Below are 16,924 nucleotides of genomic sequence, written 5' to 3'. Positions count from 1 at the left end.
GCGCCGACGGCTGCGGCGGCTGCGGCGGCTGCCGGTCCTGGACCCGCCTCGCCACCTCCGCGATGATCCTCGCGAGGAGGGGGAATCCAGGCGAGTGAACGTTAACATTCGACTATCGCCTCATGAGCCAGGCGATTGGCATTCACTGCTGCCGCCGGCGCGCGAGCCGCCCGCGGACCGCGAGAGCCGCCTCGCGCGCCGCCCTCCAGGCCGTCACCCCTCGCCCGCCGGGTGAGCCGCCGCCGCGAGCGCGAGCGCCCATCCCGTGTCGATCCACCGTGTCGCGGCCCGCGGCGTTCCCTCGAGATAGCGCAGCCGGTTGACCCGCTGCTCGTCCAGCCGCCCGCCGTTCTTCCCGACGTCATCGCGCGCCACGATCACCCACGCGAGATCGGTCAGCGACACCGTCCGCTCCGCGAAGCCGCCCGGGCCGCCGTCGACGCGCAGCCCGCCGCCGTCGGCCCGGCCGACGATCCTGCAGTGCCTGCCGTCGCGCTCCACGAAGGCGCCCGCGCCGGGGCGCCGGAGCAGCTCCTCCACGAGCGCCCGCGCGCGCTCGTGGCTCCCCGCCGGGAGCGACCGGGACGCCCCGCGGCCCGAGCCCAGGGCGCGGTACGCGGCGTGGTCGATCCCTGGACAGGCCCAGAGCCCCTCGTCATCGAGGTAACGGGCCACGCCCAGGGTTCGCCAGGTGGGCTCGCCGGGCGGCCGCACGAGCACGAACGCCGTCTCTCCGGGGCGGCGCTCCTGGGCCGGCAGCGGCGATCGAATGCGATCGGGCGCGACCAGCGCCCCGGGCGCCTCCAGACAGAAGAAGAGGTGACCGCCGACACGGCCGGTCCGCGGCGGCTCCTCCAGCCCGAACGCACGGGCTGCGGCGTCGTCGTCCTCGAAGCGCTCGCCGGGGCTCGGGCCGATGTCCTCGGGGCGGACCACCTCGACCAGGATCGCGACAGGCACCGTCTCGGCCGTGGCCTCGTACGACGGCGCGTCCGGGTTGTCCGAGCGGAGCCACCACCGCGACCGATCGCGCACGAGCCGTTTGATCTGGTAGGCAACCCCGAGATCGCGATCGGGTATCTGGAGCAGCGCCACCTTGCCTTCCAGCGCATCGTACGAGGCGCCGCGCGCAAACTTCATGATCAGCCAGTCCCCGTCGCGGATAGGGCGCTTCCCGCCATCCATCGAGTCGCCCGCGGCGCGCACTGCGAAGAGGCCCTCGCCCCGCGCGGCCGCGATCGGGAGCCGCACCGCCTCGGCTTCGGGAGAGAGCTCCGTCGGTGCGGCGGCGGCGCCGGCCGCCGCGCGCAGATCGGGGAAGGCGACGAGGGCGGAGCGCGGCGCCGTGGAGGCGCCCTCGGGGCTCTCCGGCTCGGCCCATAGCCCGTCCGGGGAGCGGACGAAGCGGACGTGGAACGCCGTTCCAGGTCGGCCGGCGGCAAGGCCGAACCAGCGGCGCAGCAGATCCGGGAGCTCGTTGCGCTGCGAGCCCACGCGGTGCGCGACGTTGCAGAGCTCCTTCATGAAGCGGAAGCGCCACACCTCGCCATCCGGAAGCCGGACGTCGACGTCGCCTGACGGGCGGTCAGGGCGGGCTGCCCGCGAGGGCAGCTTGAGGATGGGGTCGCGCTTGTTCCACAGCACCCTGGCCGAGAACGACGCGCCGGCCCCGTCCTCGCGGCGGCGCGCGCGGTACATGGCGAGCCGGTAGTCGACGAGCTCCCGCGTCATCGCGGCAAAGGCCTCCTCGTCGCCCGGAGGACAGGAGAGCTTCGAGACGAAGCGGTCCTCGTCGAGCGCGAACCAGCGGCGGCCTCGCGCGCCGGTCCACGCGGCAATGGGGTTATTCTTCCAGTAGCTGACGAAGCGCGGATCGTCGAACCCCCGGCCGCGGCCCAGCTCGGCCGCGCCGTCGAGATCGCGCGAGAGCTCCGGAGAGCGGGCGAGGATGGCGCGGCTCCTGCGCGCGAGCTCGGCGATCGAGATCCCCTCGAACAGCGCGCCGGCCTCGAGCAGCGCCTCGAGCGTGACCATCTTGTAACACTTGCTCATCGCGGTGATCTCGAGCTCCCGGAGCCACGCGCCGGCGGCGCGGAGGACCCTGAGCTCCGGCGGGCTCAGGTCGCCCTCGGAAGCCACGAAGTCGAACCAGCCCTGGTGGGCCGGTCGCAGCGTGGCAGGCCGGTACCCCATCCGGAACAGCGCGCCGGCCGTCGGGCGCTCGCCGCGCGCGTCGCGGAGATCGCGGTACGCGCGCTCCACCTCGCTCTTTCCGCGCGCAGGGAGCAGGCTGAGCAAGAGTTCCTTCGCTTCGAGATCGAGGTCCACCGCGCAGCCCGGCGGCAAGCGCGCCGCGCGGACGCCGCCGAGGAAATCGCGCACATCGGACGGCTCGGATCCGAGCGAGACCAGCGTCCGCACGCGGTCGAGGAACACGCGGTGATTGCCCACGAAGTCGAGCACGGTGAGCCGCGCCTTCCCGTCCGCGACGCGCAGGCCGCGGCCGAGCTGCTGCAAGAAGACGACCGGCGACTCCGTGGGACGGAGCATCACCACGCGATCGACGCTCGGCAGATCGATGCCCTCGTTGAAGAGATCGACGGCGCACAGCGCGTCGAGCTTGCCGGCGACGAGATCCGCCAGCGCCTCCTCGCGCGGCGCCGACTCCGGACCGGAATGGACCGCGGCGACGCGAACCCCTCGCGCGGCAAAGAAGTCGCAGGCATGGTGCGCGTGCCGGATCGAGCAGCAGAACACGAGGGTGCGCTCCCCGGGGTGCTCCTGCCACGCGCGCCACATCTGCTCGAGGCGACGGTCCGTGTCGATGGCCTTCTCCAGCTCGCCTGGGTCGAACCTCCGGTTGTGGAAGGTGACAGCGCGGTAATCCGTCTCGTCCCTGAGGCCGAAATACGCAAAGGGCACGAGCAGATTCCGCGCGATGCCGGCGCCGATGTCCGCCCGGTAGGCGACGTGATCGTCGAACAGCCCGGCGACGTCCGCGCCGTCGGCGCGCTCGGGCGTGGCGGTGAGGCCGAGCAGGAAGCCCGGATCGAGGCGGTCCAGGACGGCGCGGTAGCTCGGCGCGGTGCCGTGGTGGACCTCGTCCACGATGGCGTAGTCGAAGCTCCCCGGGGCGAGGCGCGCGAGGTGCTCGGGGCGGGACAGCTTCTGCACCGAGGCGAAGACCACGTCGCCGGCGAGCTCACCGGCGCTCCCGGCGCACCAGCCGAAGCGCGCGGCGCGGCCCCGCAGGAGGCGGCGGAAGGTCCGGGCGGCCTGGACGAGGAGCTCCTCGCGGTGGGCGAGCACGAGGACGCGCGGGCGGCGGCCGTGGCGCTCGGACCAGGCCTCGACGTCGAGCGCGGCGAGGTACGTCTTGCCCAGGCCGGTGGCGAGCACCACGAGCGCGCGGCGGCGCCCCTCCTCCGCGCGGCTCCGATGCAGCGCGGCGAGCGCCTCGCGCTGGATGGGGTGCGGCGGGGGCGGCGGCTCGAGGGGCTCGGCGTCCTCCTCGCCGGGCGGCAGGCCCACCGCGGCCTGCGTCGCGCGCTGGGCGTAGCGCTCGACCCAGTCGGCGGTGAGCGGCCGGGCGCGGCACCACCAGCGCTCGAAGGCGCTGACGGCGGCCCGGTAGGCGTCCGGATCGCGGTGGCGGTCGACGCGGAGGTTCCACTCGATGCCGGGTCCGAGCGCTGCGCGGGAGATGTTGCTCGATCCGACGAACGCGGCGCCGAAGCCCGGGCCCTCGAAGCGCCACGACTTGGGGTGGAACGAGCGGATCGTGCCGGGGAGCGCGTCGACCTCGACCACCCGCGCCTCGAAGCTGCCCCGGGCGCCTCCGGCGCCCGAAAGCGCGGCGTTGCCGCCGGCCCAGTCGAGCAGCTCGGCGAGCGCCGTGGCCTGGGTGAAGTGGAGGTAATCGCCGGTGACGAGCCGGACGCGCGCGCCGCGCGCGAGGGCCGCGAACACGTGGCTCTCCAGGACATCGAGGCCGCTCTCCTGGACGAAGGCCGAGAGGATGGCCACGTCGGTCGCGCGCGCGAAGACCGGCGCGAGGTGGCGCAGGAAGGGGTCCTCGGGGCCGCCGGTCGCGAGCGGCGGGGGTCTGCCGGCGAGGTAGTTCCCTCGGCCCGGGATGACGTGGCGCACGCCGCCGCGGGGGTCGTCCACGTCGCCGCAAAAGCGCGGGATCACGTGCACGTGCAGGTGCATCACGGTCTGCCCTGCGGCCTCGCCGGCGTTGATCCCGACGTTGTAGCCGTCCGGGTGGAGCTCGGCGTCGAGGTGTCGCTTGACCGTGTCGACCAGCTCGAAGATGGCGGCGCGCTCCTCGGCGGTGGCGTCGAACCAGGTCGGGACGAGGCGCCGCGGGATGACGAGCGTGTGGCCGGGGCTGACCGGGAAGCGGTCGCGCAGCGCGAACGCGAGCGCGTTGCTCGCCACCCAGGCGGACTCGGGGGCCTCGAGGAAGGGGGACGTCACCGGACGGCGGATGGTACGCCGGAGCGGGCGCGAGGTGTCGGCGCAGGTGCCGGCCACCCGGCTCTACGGCCCGCGGCACCTCTTCAGCCCCGAGCGTCGCAAGGGCGGCACCTCGGCTCCAACCGCGGTCTTCAGACGAGGATGCTGATGGAGGGGAGCGGGCGGACTGGTGAGGAATCTATGTGGGTTGTGGGCGACAAGAAACCGCGGAAGGAAGCGGCTGCCAGGAATTTGCCAGAGCTTCGTTGAGCGCTACTGCGCTACTGGACGACGTCCTCGTGTGCTTGAAGGATGAGGGCGTAAGCCTCTCGCCATCCAGGCGACCGCTGCTGTCATAGCTCGGCCTCATGGATCGCGCCTGGGTCGGCCAAGCGGATCCTGTGATCGCGAGCGCCGCCAGCACCGCGATCAGGACCCGGGCGATCGACGCTTGGGGTCGGCCAAGCGGATCCTGCCACCCGCTCGACGTGCTCATGTCTTGCTCTCCTTCGATGCCTCCGCCGCCCGGCGTCGCCGGCCCGGGGGAGGGTTGCGGTACGAATCGCCCTCGAGGACGAGGACGTGGGCGTCGTGGAGCAGCCGGTCCATGGCAGCGCTGGCGAGCAGCGGGTCGCCGAACAGTCCACCGAACTCCTCCACGGCGCGATTGGACGTCAGGATCATCGCCCCGCGCTGGTAACGCAGCCGGATGACCTCGTAGACATCGGCCGCCTCTTCGACCGTCAGCGAGCGGAGACCGAGGTCGTCGACGATGAGCAGGTCGACCCCCACGAGTCGCGCTAGCCGGCGGTCGTGGCTGCCGTCGGCGCGGCCGGCGCGCAGCTGCTTGAGCATGTCGCCGGCGCCCGCGTACAGCACCTGGTAGCCCGCGCGACAGGCGCGGTGACCGAGCGCCTGAGCGATGTGCGACTTGCCGACCCCCGCCTGGCCGACCAGCAGCACGTTCTGCCGGCGTTCGACGAAGGAGCAGGTCGCCAGGTCGATCACCTTCGCCTTCGGCACCCTCGGATTGAACTGGAAGTCGAAGTCCTCCAGCGTCTTGAGGCTGTCGAAGCCCGCTCGGCGGATGCGCTGATCGAACTGCCGCCCGTCACGGCGATCGACCTCGTCGCACAGCAGCCGCACGAGGAACTCCTCGTGCGAGAGCTGCTCGTCGACGGCTTGCCGCACGCGTACCTCCAGCGACTGCAGTACGCCCGACAGCCGCAGCTTCTTGAGCACCGGCACGAGCTCGTCAGTGAGGCCCATGGTCCCCTCCTGTCGACGACAGCCGCGAGGCCGCGAGCAGCCGGAGGTCGCGCGCGAACCGCGGAGGCGCCTCCGCCCACGCCGCCGGCGCAGCGCTCTGCGGGCTCGGCTCGAAGTCGAGACCGCGCCGGAGGATGTCGCGAACACCCTGGTAGCTGAGGTTGCCGTAATGGCTCGCTCGGCGACACGCGGCCTGCGCGCGCTCCTTGGGGAACTTCTCCAGGTGCGTGACGATCGCCTGCACCTTGCGCAGCTGCGAGAGCACGTCGTCGGCGTCGAACACCTCGCGGACGAACCTGCCCACGTCCTGGCCCATCTGGTCGGCGCGCTGCTCCCAGTAGGCGCGGCTCCGGTGCCGCAGCGCCGCGCGCTCCTCGGGCAGGTGCCGATCGAGCGTGCTGCGCAGGCCGGCGCCGCGCCGATCGTGCCGTGCCACGGCCTCGTCGTCGGCATACACCACCACGCTCGACGGCGTCGCGCGCAGCCACACCTCGCGTTCCACCAGCCGCCAGGGCACCGAGTACAGCCTTCCTCCGAGCTCGACGTGGCAGTCGCGATGCACCCGCGCCCGCTTCCAGGTCACCAGCTCGTACGGGCGCAGCGGCAGCGGCTGAAGCCGGCTCTTCTCCTCGGCCTCGAACACCTCGAGCGGCCTTCGCTTCGTGGTGCCGTGCTGCCGTGTGCCCGCGATCTCGACGATCCATCGACCGAGCGCCGCGCGTACCTCGCCCACGTCCTGCCCCTCGCGACCCGCCAGGGCGTTGCGCTTGACGTACTTCACACTCGCCTCGACCTTGCCCTTCTTCTGCGGCGCTCGCGGCGGCGTCGGGTCCACGGTGAAGCCGTAGTGCCTCGCGAGCTCGCGGTAGCTGCGGCTCAACCCCGAGTCCTCGTCCACGCCGAACGCGGCCCGCACCACCGCCGCCTTGAGGTTATCCGGTACCATCGTCGACGGCACCCCGCCGAAGGCGCGGAACGCTTCCTCGTGCAGCCGCAGCCATGTCTCGGTCTTCTGGTCGAACACGATCTGCGCGAACAGATGCCGGCTGTAGCCGAGCACCATCACGAACACCCACGCCCTGCGCAGGCTCTTGGTCTCAGGGTCCCACAGCCGCCCCGCGTACCCGAAGTCGACCTGCGCGACGTGCCCGGGATCGGTCTCCACAACGATGGCGATGTCCTGGGGCCTGATCCCTTGCTCCCTCTGGAGCGTCGCGACCATGCGCTTGACCGCGGAGCGGCTGCCGCTGAAGTCGCGCTCTTCGAGCCGCAGCCGGTCGTAGATCGCTGCCGGCTTGAGCCCTTCCTCGACGCGCGCCGCGATGTACGCTCGCCACCGCTCCACGCTCGACTGCTGCTGCGGCGCCACCTTCGGCGGCACGTGCTTCTTTACCGCTTCCTTCAGCTCCTCGAGCGCGGGGATCTCCTCCGCGCTGCCTTCGAGCAGGCCAGCCTGCGACAGCGCCGTGCGATACCGCCTCTCGGTGTTGGGCCCCATCCCCAGCAGCCGCGCTACTTCCCGGCAGTCCTCGCCCCTGCGGTGCAGGCGCACGAGCTCCTGCAGCCTGTGCATCTCCGTCCTCCTCGCGCTCATCCCGGCCTCCTCGAAGCCGGGAGCCATGCCCGGCCCTATCAGGCTCGGGTGTACATGCCTCATCGCTGTCTGACGCCCGAGAACCGGCACTTCCGCCGTCTCAGCCGTGATCCACTTGGCCGACCCGGTCGCGATCCGCTTGGCCGACCCGGTCGCGATCCGCTTGGCCGACCCGGCTACGATCCACTTCGCCGATCCCGCTCCTACGATCGCCGTCTCCGACAGTGCGTGTGACGCATTCCGGAAACTCGACCCAATTTCTCTCCCTCCGAGGGCCCTCCCTGCGGTCAGGCGCCTACCTATCGCGATCCGCTTGGCCGACCCGACACCGATCCACTTGGCCGGCCCGAGGCCGATCCGTTTCGCCATCCCGGTCGCGATCCAATAGGCCGGTCCCTGACACGGCGGGGCCAATGAGGAGGAGGGGGCCGAAGAGCTGGCGCTCGGCAGGCTCGGCAGTCACAATGAGGACCCGGTCAGCGAGGTCGAGGTCTCGGGGCCCGCGGCATGGCGGCCCAAGGCGAGGATAACCGCCGGACCGACAGCGCCGATGCGGGCGCCGAGGTCGGCAAGGGCGGGCGCGGCGGCGAGCGCGTGTGCCCCCCGACGAAGGCGGCGTCGGTGAGGACGGCGGCAGGGGCAAGCGAAGCGAGCAGGGCGGCTGAACCGGTGGTCGAGAGCAGGCCGGTGAAGGCACCGGGCCACTCGGAGCCGAACGGCTCGTTGTCCGGGAGCCAATAGAGTCCGAAGGCCGTGCGGGCGCTGCAGGCTACCGGGGCAGCGGGGGCAGCATGCGGGCCGGCGGGGGCGCGTGCGGGTGGAGAATCACCACGGGCGGGGGAGAGCCAAGCTGTTCTAGTCCGCAGGAGTGGCAAAGTTTGGTAGACTGGCCGGAAGCAGACGGATCGGAACGGGTACAACATGATCACGTTTTCGATAAGCGCCCTCGCCGCGCTGACCACGCTCGCTCGCGGCCCCGAACAACGTCGACACGGCTACGACGTGATGCAAAAGGTCACAACAGATATTCGCGATAGCATCCTAACACATCTAGGTCCGCCGTTGTCAGCGGGCACGAAACGAAACGGCCCCAAGTGGGCGGGGCAAACAAACAGCGCGTGGGCTCGGGTGTCGTTGGGCGGTGTGAATCTCCGAGTAGCCACATCGAAAGAGAAAGACCAGTTCGGTCTAAAAGTAGAGTTTTGGCTACGCAGAATAAAAGGAGAAGATTGGTTCTTTGAGGCGATCCCAGATGGACTGAGCGCCATTACAAACTTCCTGGAAAACGACCCAAAGAATCGACGTTCGGAGCACAAGAATAACGAAAGAGGAAAAACAGCAAACGACCTGGATAGCGCGCTCATAATACATACGCAAACAATTATCTTATCGGATTCTGTTTCCACGTCGGACACTCGCACTATCACTATAGCGGACGCACTTCTCAAAGAGATCGCCGATGCACATCGGGAACTCGTGCTAGCGTGTGCATTACAGTATCTCAATCATCATCAACACCAAGCACGCGCTTTGCAGGCAGCTATTCCAGATGATAGCAGGACAGCAGCAGCGCACAGCGCTCATGGCCCTGGACGTATTCTAGAACGGCGAGAGGTAGTGGAGGCACTCATCGCTGCCACGAGAGCACGACCGCTCGTACTGCTAGCTGGTGTGAGCGGAAGTGGGAAGACAGAGCTTGCAGTTCGCATCGGCCAGGCCCGCGCTGCGGGGCTGCTACGCTCATCGCCTAGCGACAAAACCGTCCGTGATCTCGTCGACGGATTACTCGATCACCAAAAGACGCCCGGCAGCTTCATCTCCAAGGCGGCAACTGAGCCTAACTGGCTCGTTGTCGAGCCGCTCGGGGATGATATCTTTCGAGCGAGCGCTCACGCAAACGGCACCACACCACTGCTCGACTCCAGCGATGAGGACGAAGAAGACGAAGATGAATACGACGCGGAATCCGGCGAGGGAGACTCCGAAGATACATCCGGTGCAGACGAAGGCGCTAGCACCGATGCTGTGGATGACAAGGTCGATGTAAGCAGCGAACAACCGCTTCAATCTTTCGGCCTCGCCCCGGTGCGCCCAGACTGGCATGAAGCGGCGAGCCTGTGGGGGTGGCTGCGTGATAAGGTGTTTTACGGCACACCGGCACTACGCCTCGTGCTCGATGCATGGAGGACATGGGTGAACTCAGGAACCAGCGACTCGCTGCGCAAGCCGGTCCGACACGTCCTGATACTTGATGAGATGAACCTAAGTCGACTTGAATACTATGGAAGCGATCTGCTCAGCGCGATGGAACAACCTGGCAAAGCGCTGATCCACCTACACGATGCAGGGGAGCAGGTGTTCCTTGCCAGTGAGCCCTCCGTCGAGGTGCCACCCTCGATCGGGTGGCCCCCCGGCCTATGCGTCATTGGGACTGTCAACGTAGATGAGACAACATTCTCATTCGCTCCGAAGGTGCTGGATCGTGCCTGTGTGCTCGAGTTCATCGAGGTGAATCTGAAGCTCGTGTTCGAGGTCTGGAACTGGCAGCCTATCTGGACCAAGCTCAGCCCCTGGTTCGACGCCATCCAGAACGCGCTGCAGCCGTACACGCTGCACCTCGGCTACCGGGCGGCGAGGGAGATCGTCCTGCTCCTTCAAGAGCACCTCGGCCCGGACGCTGCTACCTGGAAGGACGAAGACATCAGGGCCCAGCTCGACCTGCAGCTTCGGAACAAGGTCCTGCCCCGAGTGCGCGGGCCGCGCGGCCAGGCCGAGCCGGTGCTGCTCGATCTCCTCGCGCTCGCCATCGTAGGGCCAGATCGTCAGAAGTGCATCGACAAACGATTAGAGCTGCGGAAGCTGGTCGAAGAAGGTTTTGGAGAGAAAGTGCGCGACGCCGCGAGCACGAAGGAGAGCCACTATCCGCGAGCAGCACGTAAGGCCGCTGACATGCTGCTCAAGCTTGATGGCACCGGTTTCACCGGCTTCTTTTGAGCTGGTGACGGGCTTGAATATGCGCTCCAGTCAGGACTCCAGCGCCAGGAGGCTCGACCTCCAAGCCATCCGCGTGATGCACGACGGCGACGCATTATTCGAGCTCTCCAGCGTCGACACGGATGAGAAGTGGAAGCCTCGCGAACGGTCCGATGACGGGGAAGAGCTGCTCATCGAGCGCTCAATCATAGGAACCAATGTCCAGGTGGAGCTGCTCGAAGCCACGGATGATGGGAGCGCTCCGCGGATCTCCTGCAGCCATCGAAGAAGCCCGCTATTCGATGGCGTCCTGCGCGTGGCAGAGAACAGCGCGTGGATCGTACGCTGTCCGAGCGCGCAGAGCTTCAGGGTCAGCGTGACCGCGGCAGGTCACACTGACGGGCTGGAGCATTGCGGAAGCAAAAACGCGCGAATCCTCTCACTCCGCAATGCCGTGGGGCAGCTTGTCCTAACTTGCGATGGCGTGTCACTCCCAATCATCGTCCTCTCGACCAAGCTCCCCCTTCACCCGGCCAATGACGATCCCGTCGCAGCCATCGAGGAGCTCCTGCGGTACGTATGGGAGCGTCACCTCGCGCTCGTCCGCAGGCTCGGCGGTCCGACGTCCCTCCCGCTCGGTGTGGGGCGACGCCGAGGGCGATCGCCCCTCCAGACCCTGATGCTGCTCGAGCATCTCTTGGAGGTCGAGGGGGTGGCCGACGCGTGGCGGGCGCTCCTGGCCGAACCGCGCTCGGCGCTGCAGATCACGTGGCCGTCCCGTCCCGTCGAGCTAGCACGGCGGCCGGCGCTCGACGGGCCCCGCGGACCAGCGCTGTTGCCGGGCGCCTTCGACCCCGAAGGCCGGCTGCGGCGAGTGCGCGATCGCGTCCCCATCCGAACGCCGGACACGCTGCCCAACCGCCTGGCCGTGCGGCTCGCCGTGCGGGTCGAGGCGCTTGCCAGCGCCATCGAGCAACAGCTATCCGGCGGCTGGTTGGGGGCGCTCGGGTGGCGACGTCGCGCGCGCGAGGTACGCTCCCTCGCCTCGCAGGTGCGCCATCACCCTGCGCTGGCCGGGGTGAGCCAGACCGGAGAGCTCACGCTGGACGCCCCGGTCCTGCGGCAGGATCCCTTGTATCGCCCGCTTCTCAGGGCGTGGACGCAGCTCGATGCCGGTCTGGCGCTGCCCCCTGCCGTCGAAAGGCTCCTCCATGATCCCCTGCGCGAGGCGTTCGACCTTTACGAGTATGCATGCTGGTTCGCGCTGTGCCACATCGTCAACCAGGCCGCTCGCGAGAGCCGCGATATCCGGCTGGAAGTACCCATCGAGGATCCGGTGCTCCAGGTCGGCAAGCTCGCCTGGAGCCTCCGGCACGATGCGACCCTGAAGGACGGGCGGCGCGTGGCCGTCTTCTACAATACGCCTGCGGGAGCGAATGCCCCCTACAGCTCCTACAGCGTAAGCTTCCGACCCGATCTGGCGTTGACGATTGACGGACCTAAGCCGTCGGTGCACCTGCTCGACGCCAAGTACCGCGTCGACCTCGACCTGGATCCTGGCAACGACGATGCCATGGAAGGTCTGGTCAAGCACGATGATCTGAAGGTGATGCATGCGTACCGCGACGCGCTGCGCGCCCGAACCCCTCACGCGCTCGGCTGGGCGCTCATTCTGTTCCCGGGTACGAAGCCGGTCTTCTATCAGGCAGACGGCGGACCTGGAGGACCCTCGCCGGACGCCGCGTTGCTTGGTCGGTCCGGCGGTGTCGGCGCCCTCCCGTTCTCTCCCTTTAGTCAGGCCGCCCCGTATTTGGAAGAGGCCGTTGCCCAGCTGCTCGGGCTATTGCAGCCGCCGCAACTCCCGGGCTGATCATTGCCCTAGCGGCGTCGCTCGGCGAGTCGCTCGTTCAAGCTCCTGCGTCGCTTGTTGAAAGTGGTCTGGGCGACTCCCACGAGCGTGGCCGCCGCGCGTTCGCTTCCCTTCACCCGAACCGCCGCCTCGATCAGGCGACGCTCGAACGTGTCACACATCTCCTCCATCGGAATGGGCTCCTCCGCCGACGCGCGCATCCACGCCTCAATTCGCTCCGGCGGAGGAAGCAGCTCCTCCGGCGATGCGCCGGCGCCAGCAACCTCGGGCGCGTGAGCCACGCGCTCGACCTCAAGGACCTGCTGAAGCTCGCCGCGGTTCACCATGCGAAACGGAGCCGGGCCGGTTGTGCGCGCCACGAGACGACGCGCGAGCCGCTGAAGATCGCGCCAGTTCCCCGTCAGCTCCTGCGCCCCCAGCCACTTCACGATGACCCGGTGGTGCTCCTCCCGGAAGCCTTCGAAGAGCTCGGTGGCGCGGCTTGCGGCGTCCTGTGGCGATCTCGCCTGCACAGCCGCCACATCGTCGCAGGCATCCCGGAGTGCGCACCGCCACATGCCGTCGAGATCGTCGCGGCACTCGTCCAGATTAGGGACCCGAAGGGCGAAGTCGGCGATGCGGTCCCAGAAGTCGGGCAGCAGCTTCCTGCGCAGCTCGGCGAGAGGGAGGTTCGTGGCCGCGATCAGGCGGAACCTGGAGTACTTCGGGTGATCGGTTCCCAAGGGCCGGAATTCCCCACGGCGCTCGAGGGCGACAAGAAGCTTGGCCTGGGCGTCAGCCTCCAGGTGGTGAATCTCGTCAAGGAAGATGCTGTCGCCGTCGGCGAGCTCAAGAAGTCCTTTCTTGGCCTTCAGGGCACCGGTGAAGGCGCCCTTCGTGTGGCCGAAGAGCTCGCTCTGGAGCAGCTCTCGGTGCAGGGCGGCGCAGTTGATGCGCAACTCCCAGCTTCCCTGCCCCACGCGACCGCGATGTGCGAGGTGGCGAGCACGGAGGCGCTCGGCTACGCGGGTTTTTCCGCTGCCACGGCCTCCATGGATCAGCACCGGAAACGGCACCCGCGAGGCCTCCTCGATACGGGCGAGCAGCTCCTGCAAAGCAGGGGAGCGCGCGGCTTCGAGGTTCCACGCAGGGCGGCCCGCTTCGACCTCGGGACGCGACTCGCCAACGTTGAGCCGGTCGAGCAGATCCCACGGGACCTCCTCAAGGATGCGCTCCGGCTCCCGACGCTTGTCACGCGGGATTCCTTGCACAGCCACGACGCGGTCGCCGGCGCAGCGAGCGCCCAGCGCGACCAGTAAAGTGGTATGCATCTGCGGCGTGCCCGGGCTGAGATTGACAAGAAGCGTCGCCTCGGGATGGTCGCAACGAACCCGGCGTAGACAGTCGGCAGTGAACTTCAGGAGGGGCTGGTGGGCCGTGGGCGCGTCCCGCGTCTCCCAGATGAGAGGCACGACTGCCAGTTGCCGGGCCCACTTATGGATCTCCTTTCGAAGCTCTTCGAAGACCTCTATCTCGTGACGGTGGATCTCGCGCTCGCCTACCTCATCGTCGGGCCCTCGTCGGACGAAGAAGTATGCCTTTTCGACCTTACCTCGGTACGGGGAGTGTCCATTCGTAAGAAGCTCGAGCGCAGGACCGGGAATATGCTCCCCTTGCTTGTTCTTTTGGTATGCTCCCTTCCGATCACGGATATAGGGGTCGCTGCCGAAGCTCACCCACGACACCAGGATGACGTTATCGCGCTTCATCGCCTTCTTCCCCCTCGTCGCCGGGGCGCGTCAGCCTTGGACGGGGCAGCGGCGGCGCTGCGCTCCTCGAACGTCAGGGTGCAACCGCCCACCAGGCCCTCCATGCGCGCGACCGCTTGGGGCGCGGTGGCGATACGCTCCACGGTGAGCCGGCGCTGCGCTTCGTCGCGACGGGCGTAGATTTCGAATTCGCCAGCACGGAGCGCCACCATCTCCCTGTCGAGCTCGGCGTAATGCACCAGGCCTCGACCCAACTCACGCGCGAGCGCCGCGGGGCCCGGACGGATGTTGGGGGGCAGGGCCAGCGTCCATGCACCGTCCAGGCGTCGGCGCACGGAGGTCGCGACCTCGCCCAGGGTCGGGGCGAGGACGCCGCGCCAGCCCGCTCGCTGTGCGATATCGAGAACATGGTCTCGCGCTGCCGTGGCAATCGCTCGATCCGTAACCATGACGCCGACCTCAATACCATCATCGTACCCCACCTTACCATCCAGGTTGCCGGTCCAGAGGAGCGCCCGCTCGCCATCGGCCACGATCGCCTTGGCGTGGGTTCGCTCATGGCCGCAAAGGACCCACCTGTCCTGCGGAATCCCGTCAAAGAGGAAGCTGCACGCGTCCACCTGATCGGCGCGGAGGTTGTTGGGGCGGAGCACAAGGAGTACCCGCACCTCGCGCTCGAGGGCCGCCTCCCTGAGCGCCTGGCCGACCGCGTGATCGCGCAGGGCTATCGCGCTGTAGGAGGCGATGACGAGCTCGTGGCGAGCGCCGCGCAGCAGGGCGAGCGTGGCGTCGCGGATCGAGGTCTCCTCGCGCCGCAGGGTGGCGATGGGCCAGAGAGGTTCATGTCCAGCGAGGCGGCGCCAGGGAGGCGGCGCTGGACGCTTGCCGCGCTCCTTGAGATCAAGCACGCCCGGCGGAGACTCGTGATCCGTGAAATGGATCCAGGCGTGCGCGAAGAGACGGCCGAGCTCGCGCGCTACGTCTGGGTCCTCGATCAGGAGACCGTTCTCGGGGTTGTCCTCGTAGGCCTCCGGCGTGGCGTTGGCCGAGGTGACCACGGCGATCTCATCATCGACCACGCAAAGCTTGGCGTGGCTGTCGGATGCGCTACGAAGCCAGACACCGGCGCGCGCGAGGCGATCGAGGTGGGCGAAGTGGCGATCGCGGCGATCGCGTTCCTTCTGCTCCCGTCGTTGAGCGGGCAGGTCGAGGAGATCGTCATCCAGCTCCCCGGTGGCGACCCGGAGGCTGGTGCTCAGCGCGGTGAGGACATAGACGCCGCCCTGGAGTCGCTCCGCGGCCTCGACGAGCGCGTCGACAATGGCCGGATCGGCGAACAGGAAGCTGCAGAAGAGGACCTTCCAGGAGGCACGGCCGATGGCGTCGAGGAGCGCCTTACGGATGGGATCGGCGCCGGCAACATCGTCGGTGACGAGGTACGCTGCACGGTTCGTCGCACCCCGGGGCACCGCGACAGTCGAGGGATCGAGCCAGGCGGGCAGCGGGGCACGTGACGGCAGAAAGTACACGCCAGGGAGGCGCTGCGGGCCGATCTCCACAGTGCGAGGAGCGTTGCTCACGAGGTTCCTCCTGCTGGCGTTGCGTATGGGGCGATGAGATCACGGTCGAGACGCTCAGCACAGAGCGTGCCCCGCAGCTCGCGTCGCTCCCAGAGTCGGCGACGCACCCATGCGTCGTCCGGTGGACGGAGGTGCGGCATGCGCCAGAAGGAGACGAGATCGCTCCAGACCGCTTCGACAGTAGACTTGAGGGAGCCACGCGCCGCTGCAGTACGGCGTGCGACGAGCGCGAGCAGGGCCTCATGCGCAGCAGCCTGCGATGCGGGCAGCGCACGGACATGGATCCACCGCTGCCAAGGGTCATCCCCTGCCTGCGGAAGGGACAACCAGGTGGTCTGCGGACGATCCGCGCGGCCAAGTAGCCCCTCGATCGCCGGTGTCTCGACGAGCACGGGGATGCCGGCGTGCTCGGGCGAAGCGGCTGCCGGCACGAGGCGAGCAACGCGGGCAAGATCCTCAGAGGTGGAGTCGAGGAAACCTTGAAGTAGCTCGGCGAGCCGGCCGTCGAGGTGGCGCACCGGCTTCAGCGTCAGGCTGTCCCGAAACCCGCGTCGCAGCCCAATAGACGCATTCCACTCGATATTATCGCGTGATCGCGCCCCCACACGTCCGGTGATCACGAGATAAACATTCCACATCGAGGGCGCGTCTCTTAACTGCCAGCTCGCTCCTGGGGTGCAGCGAGCCAGGCCGGTCAGTCTCTCGGCTTCCAGGTTCCCCGCGGGAAGACCCATGGCCGCCTCGCGCGAGGTCGGCTCGAGAGCGAGGAGCTCGTCAAGGATCCGGAGCGACGCCGGGACCGAAGTCGTCGGGAGGGGTGGGCTGCGCCGCGCGGCGGCATAGCCCGCCGACTCGGAAGGCGCGCCGAGGAAGCAGAGCGGCTCGGCCGCGAGCCACATACGTGTGGGGCGGCATTCGAGATAGCGGCGGACACCGGCGGCGAGCGCGTCGACGCCGGCCGGCGTGAGCTCATACGGGGGCAGCGGCTTGGAGCCCGGCGGCTGAAGCCGGCGTGCGGTGGTAGACGTCGGCGCTCGCCTGGCCTGCTGCAGGCCCATCCGCTCCAAGAAGGAGCGGAGCACGGCCGAGCCCTGCCAGGGCGTCTGCCACCCCTCGGCCACAGCCGTTTGCTGCTCGGGGCGATTCACAGGGCGGAGCAGCTCCTTGCGCTCCAGCGCAGCGACCAGCGCCGGAGAAAGCTCCCAGCCGAGGCCGAGGAAGGTGCGGACGTCATCCGCGGAGATCCGCCCCATGGCCTGGGCAAGCGCGAGGATCGCGCCATGTGCGGGAGAGAGCCTCTCTTCCGCGAAGAAGTCGAGCGACGCGAACTCGACGAGGTAGCTCTTCACGGGGAGCGTGAAGAGGGCCACCGGGCGAGCGGCCGGGTCCGCGTCGAGGAGTGACATCAGCCCGGTAGGATCGATCGCTC

8 protein-coding genes are annotated in these 16,924 nt (G+C 68.6%); 2 read left to right on the top strand and 6 right to left on the bottom strand.

What is annotated here, in order from left to right; all coding sequences use genetic code 11:
- Positions 1–213: 213 nt before the first annotated feature.
- The 3 genes from WME83_RS47530 to istA all read right to left on the bottom strand — a co-directional run bounded on the left by WME83_RS47530 (position 214) and on the right by istA (position 7,324).
- Positions 214–4,482: a DEAD/DEAH box helicase family protein gene (locus tag WME83_RS47530; RefSeq protein WP_437316326.1), complete on the bottom strand. Its 4,269-nt coding sequence runs from the start codon at positions 4,480–4,482 to the stop codon at positions 214–216.
- A gap of 471 nt (positions 4,483–4,953) precedes the next feature.
- Entirely contained in the window at positions 4,954–5,730 is a 777-nt protein-coding gene (istB, locus tag WME83_RS47525) for an IS21-like element helper ATPase IstB (RefSeq protein ID WP_437313106.1), read from the bottom strand.
- Positions 5,717–7,324 carry an IS21 family transposase gene (gene istA / locus WME83_RS47520; RefSeq protein WP_437313105.1) on the bottom strand — a complete coding sequence of 536 codons (1,608 nt, stop codon included), beginning with the start codon at positions 7,322–7,324 and terminating at the stop codon, positions 5,717–5,719. The genes istB and istA overlap by 14 nt, the downstream gene beginning before the upstream one ends.
- Positions 7,325–8,245: 921 nt before the next feature.
- Between istA and WME83_RS47515 the strand changes: the two genes are divergently transcribed.
- Positions 8,246–10,318, top strand: a complete 2,073-nt coding sequence (locus tag WME83_RS47515; protein ID WP_437316325.1) for a hypothetical protein — start codon at positions 8,246–8,248, stop codon at positions 10,316–10,318.
- The gene (locus WME83_RS47510) at positions 10,290–12,167 is read left to right on the top strand and encodes a nuclease domain-containing protein (protein WP_437322120.1); all 1,878 of its coding nucleotides are present in this window, start codon (positions 10,290–10,292) and stop codon (positions 12,165–12,167) included. The genes WME83_RS47515 and WME83_RS47510 overlap by 29 nt, the downstream gene beginning before the upstream one ends.
- 8 nt (positions 12,168–12,175) lie before the next feature.
- On the opposite strand, the gene WME83_RS47505 is transcribed toward WME83_RS47510, so the two are convergent.
- From WME83_RS47505 to WME83_RS47495, 3 genes are read right to left on the bottom strand one after another with little or no spacing between them, the layout of a single operon-like run.
- Positions 12,176–13,915, bottom strand: coding sequence for a sigma 54-interacting transcriptional regulator (locus tag WME83_RS47505; protein WP_437316324.1), 1,740 nt, complete (start codon positions 13,913–13,915; stop codon positions 12,176–12,178).
- Positions 13,912–15,495 carry a phospholipase D-like domain-containing protein gene (locus tag WME83_RS47500; protein WP_437316323.1) on the bottom strand — a complete coding sequence of 528 codons (1,584 nt, stop codon included), beginning with the start codon at positions 15,493–15,495 and terminating at the stop codon, positions 13,912–13,914. Before WME83_RS47500 ends, WME83_RS47505 begins: the two co-directional genes overlap by 4 nt.
- The gene (locus tag WME83_RS47495) at positions 15,492–16,901 is read right to left on the bottom strand and encodes a hypothetical protein (protein ID WP_437316322.1); all 1,410 of its coding nucleotides are present in this window, start codon (positions 16,899–16,901) and stop codon (positions 15,492–15,494) included. The genes WME83_RS47500 and WME83_RS47495 overlap by 4 nt, the downstream gene beginning before the upstream one ends.
- Between the last annotated feature and the right edge of the window lie 23 nt (positions 16,902–16,924).

Origin of the sequence: Sorangium sp. So ce385, from assembly GCF_051474135.1 — a bacterium.
Lineage (GTDB): Bacteria > Myxococcota_A > Polyangia > Polyangiales > Polyangiaceae > Sorangium > Sorangium cellulosum_D.
The sequence above is the reverse complement of the archived record's forward strand: the minus strand, read 5'-3'. Positions and strand labels throughout refer to the sequence as shown.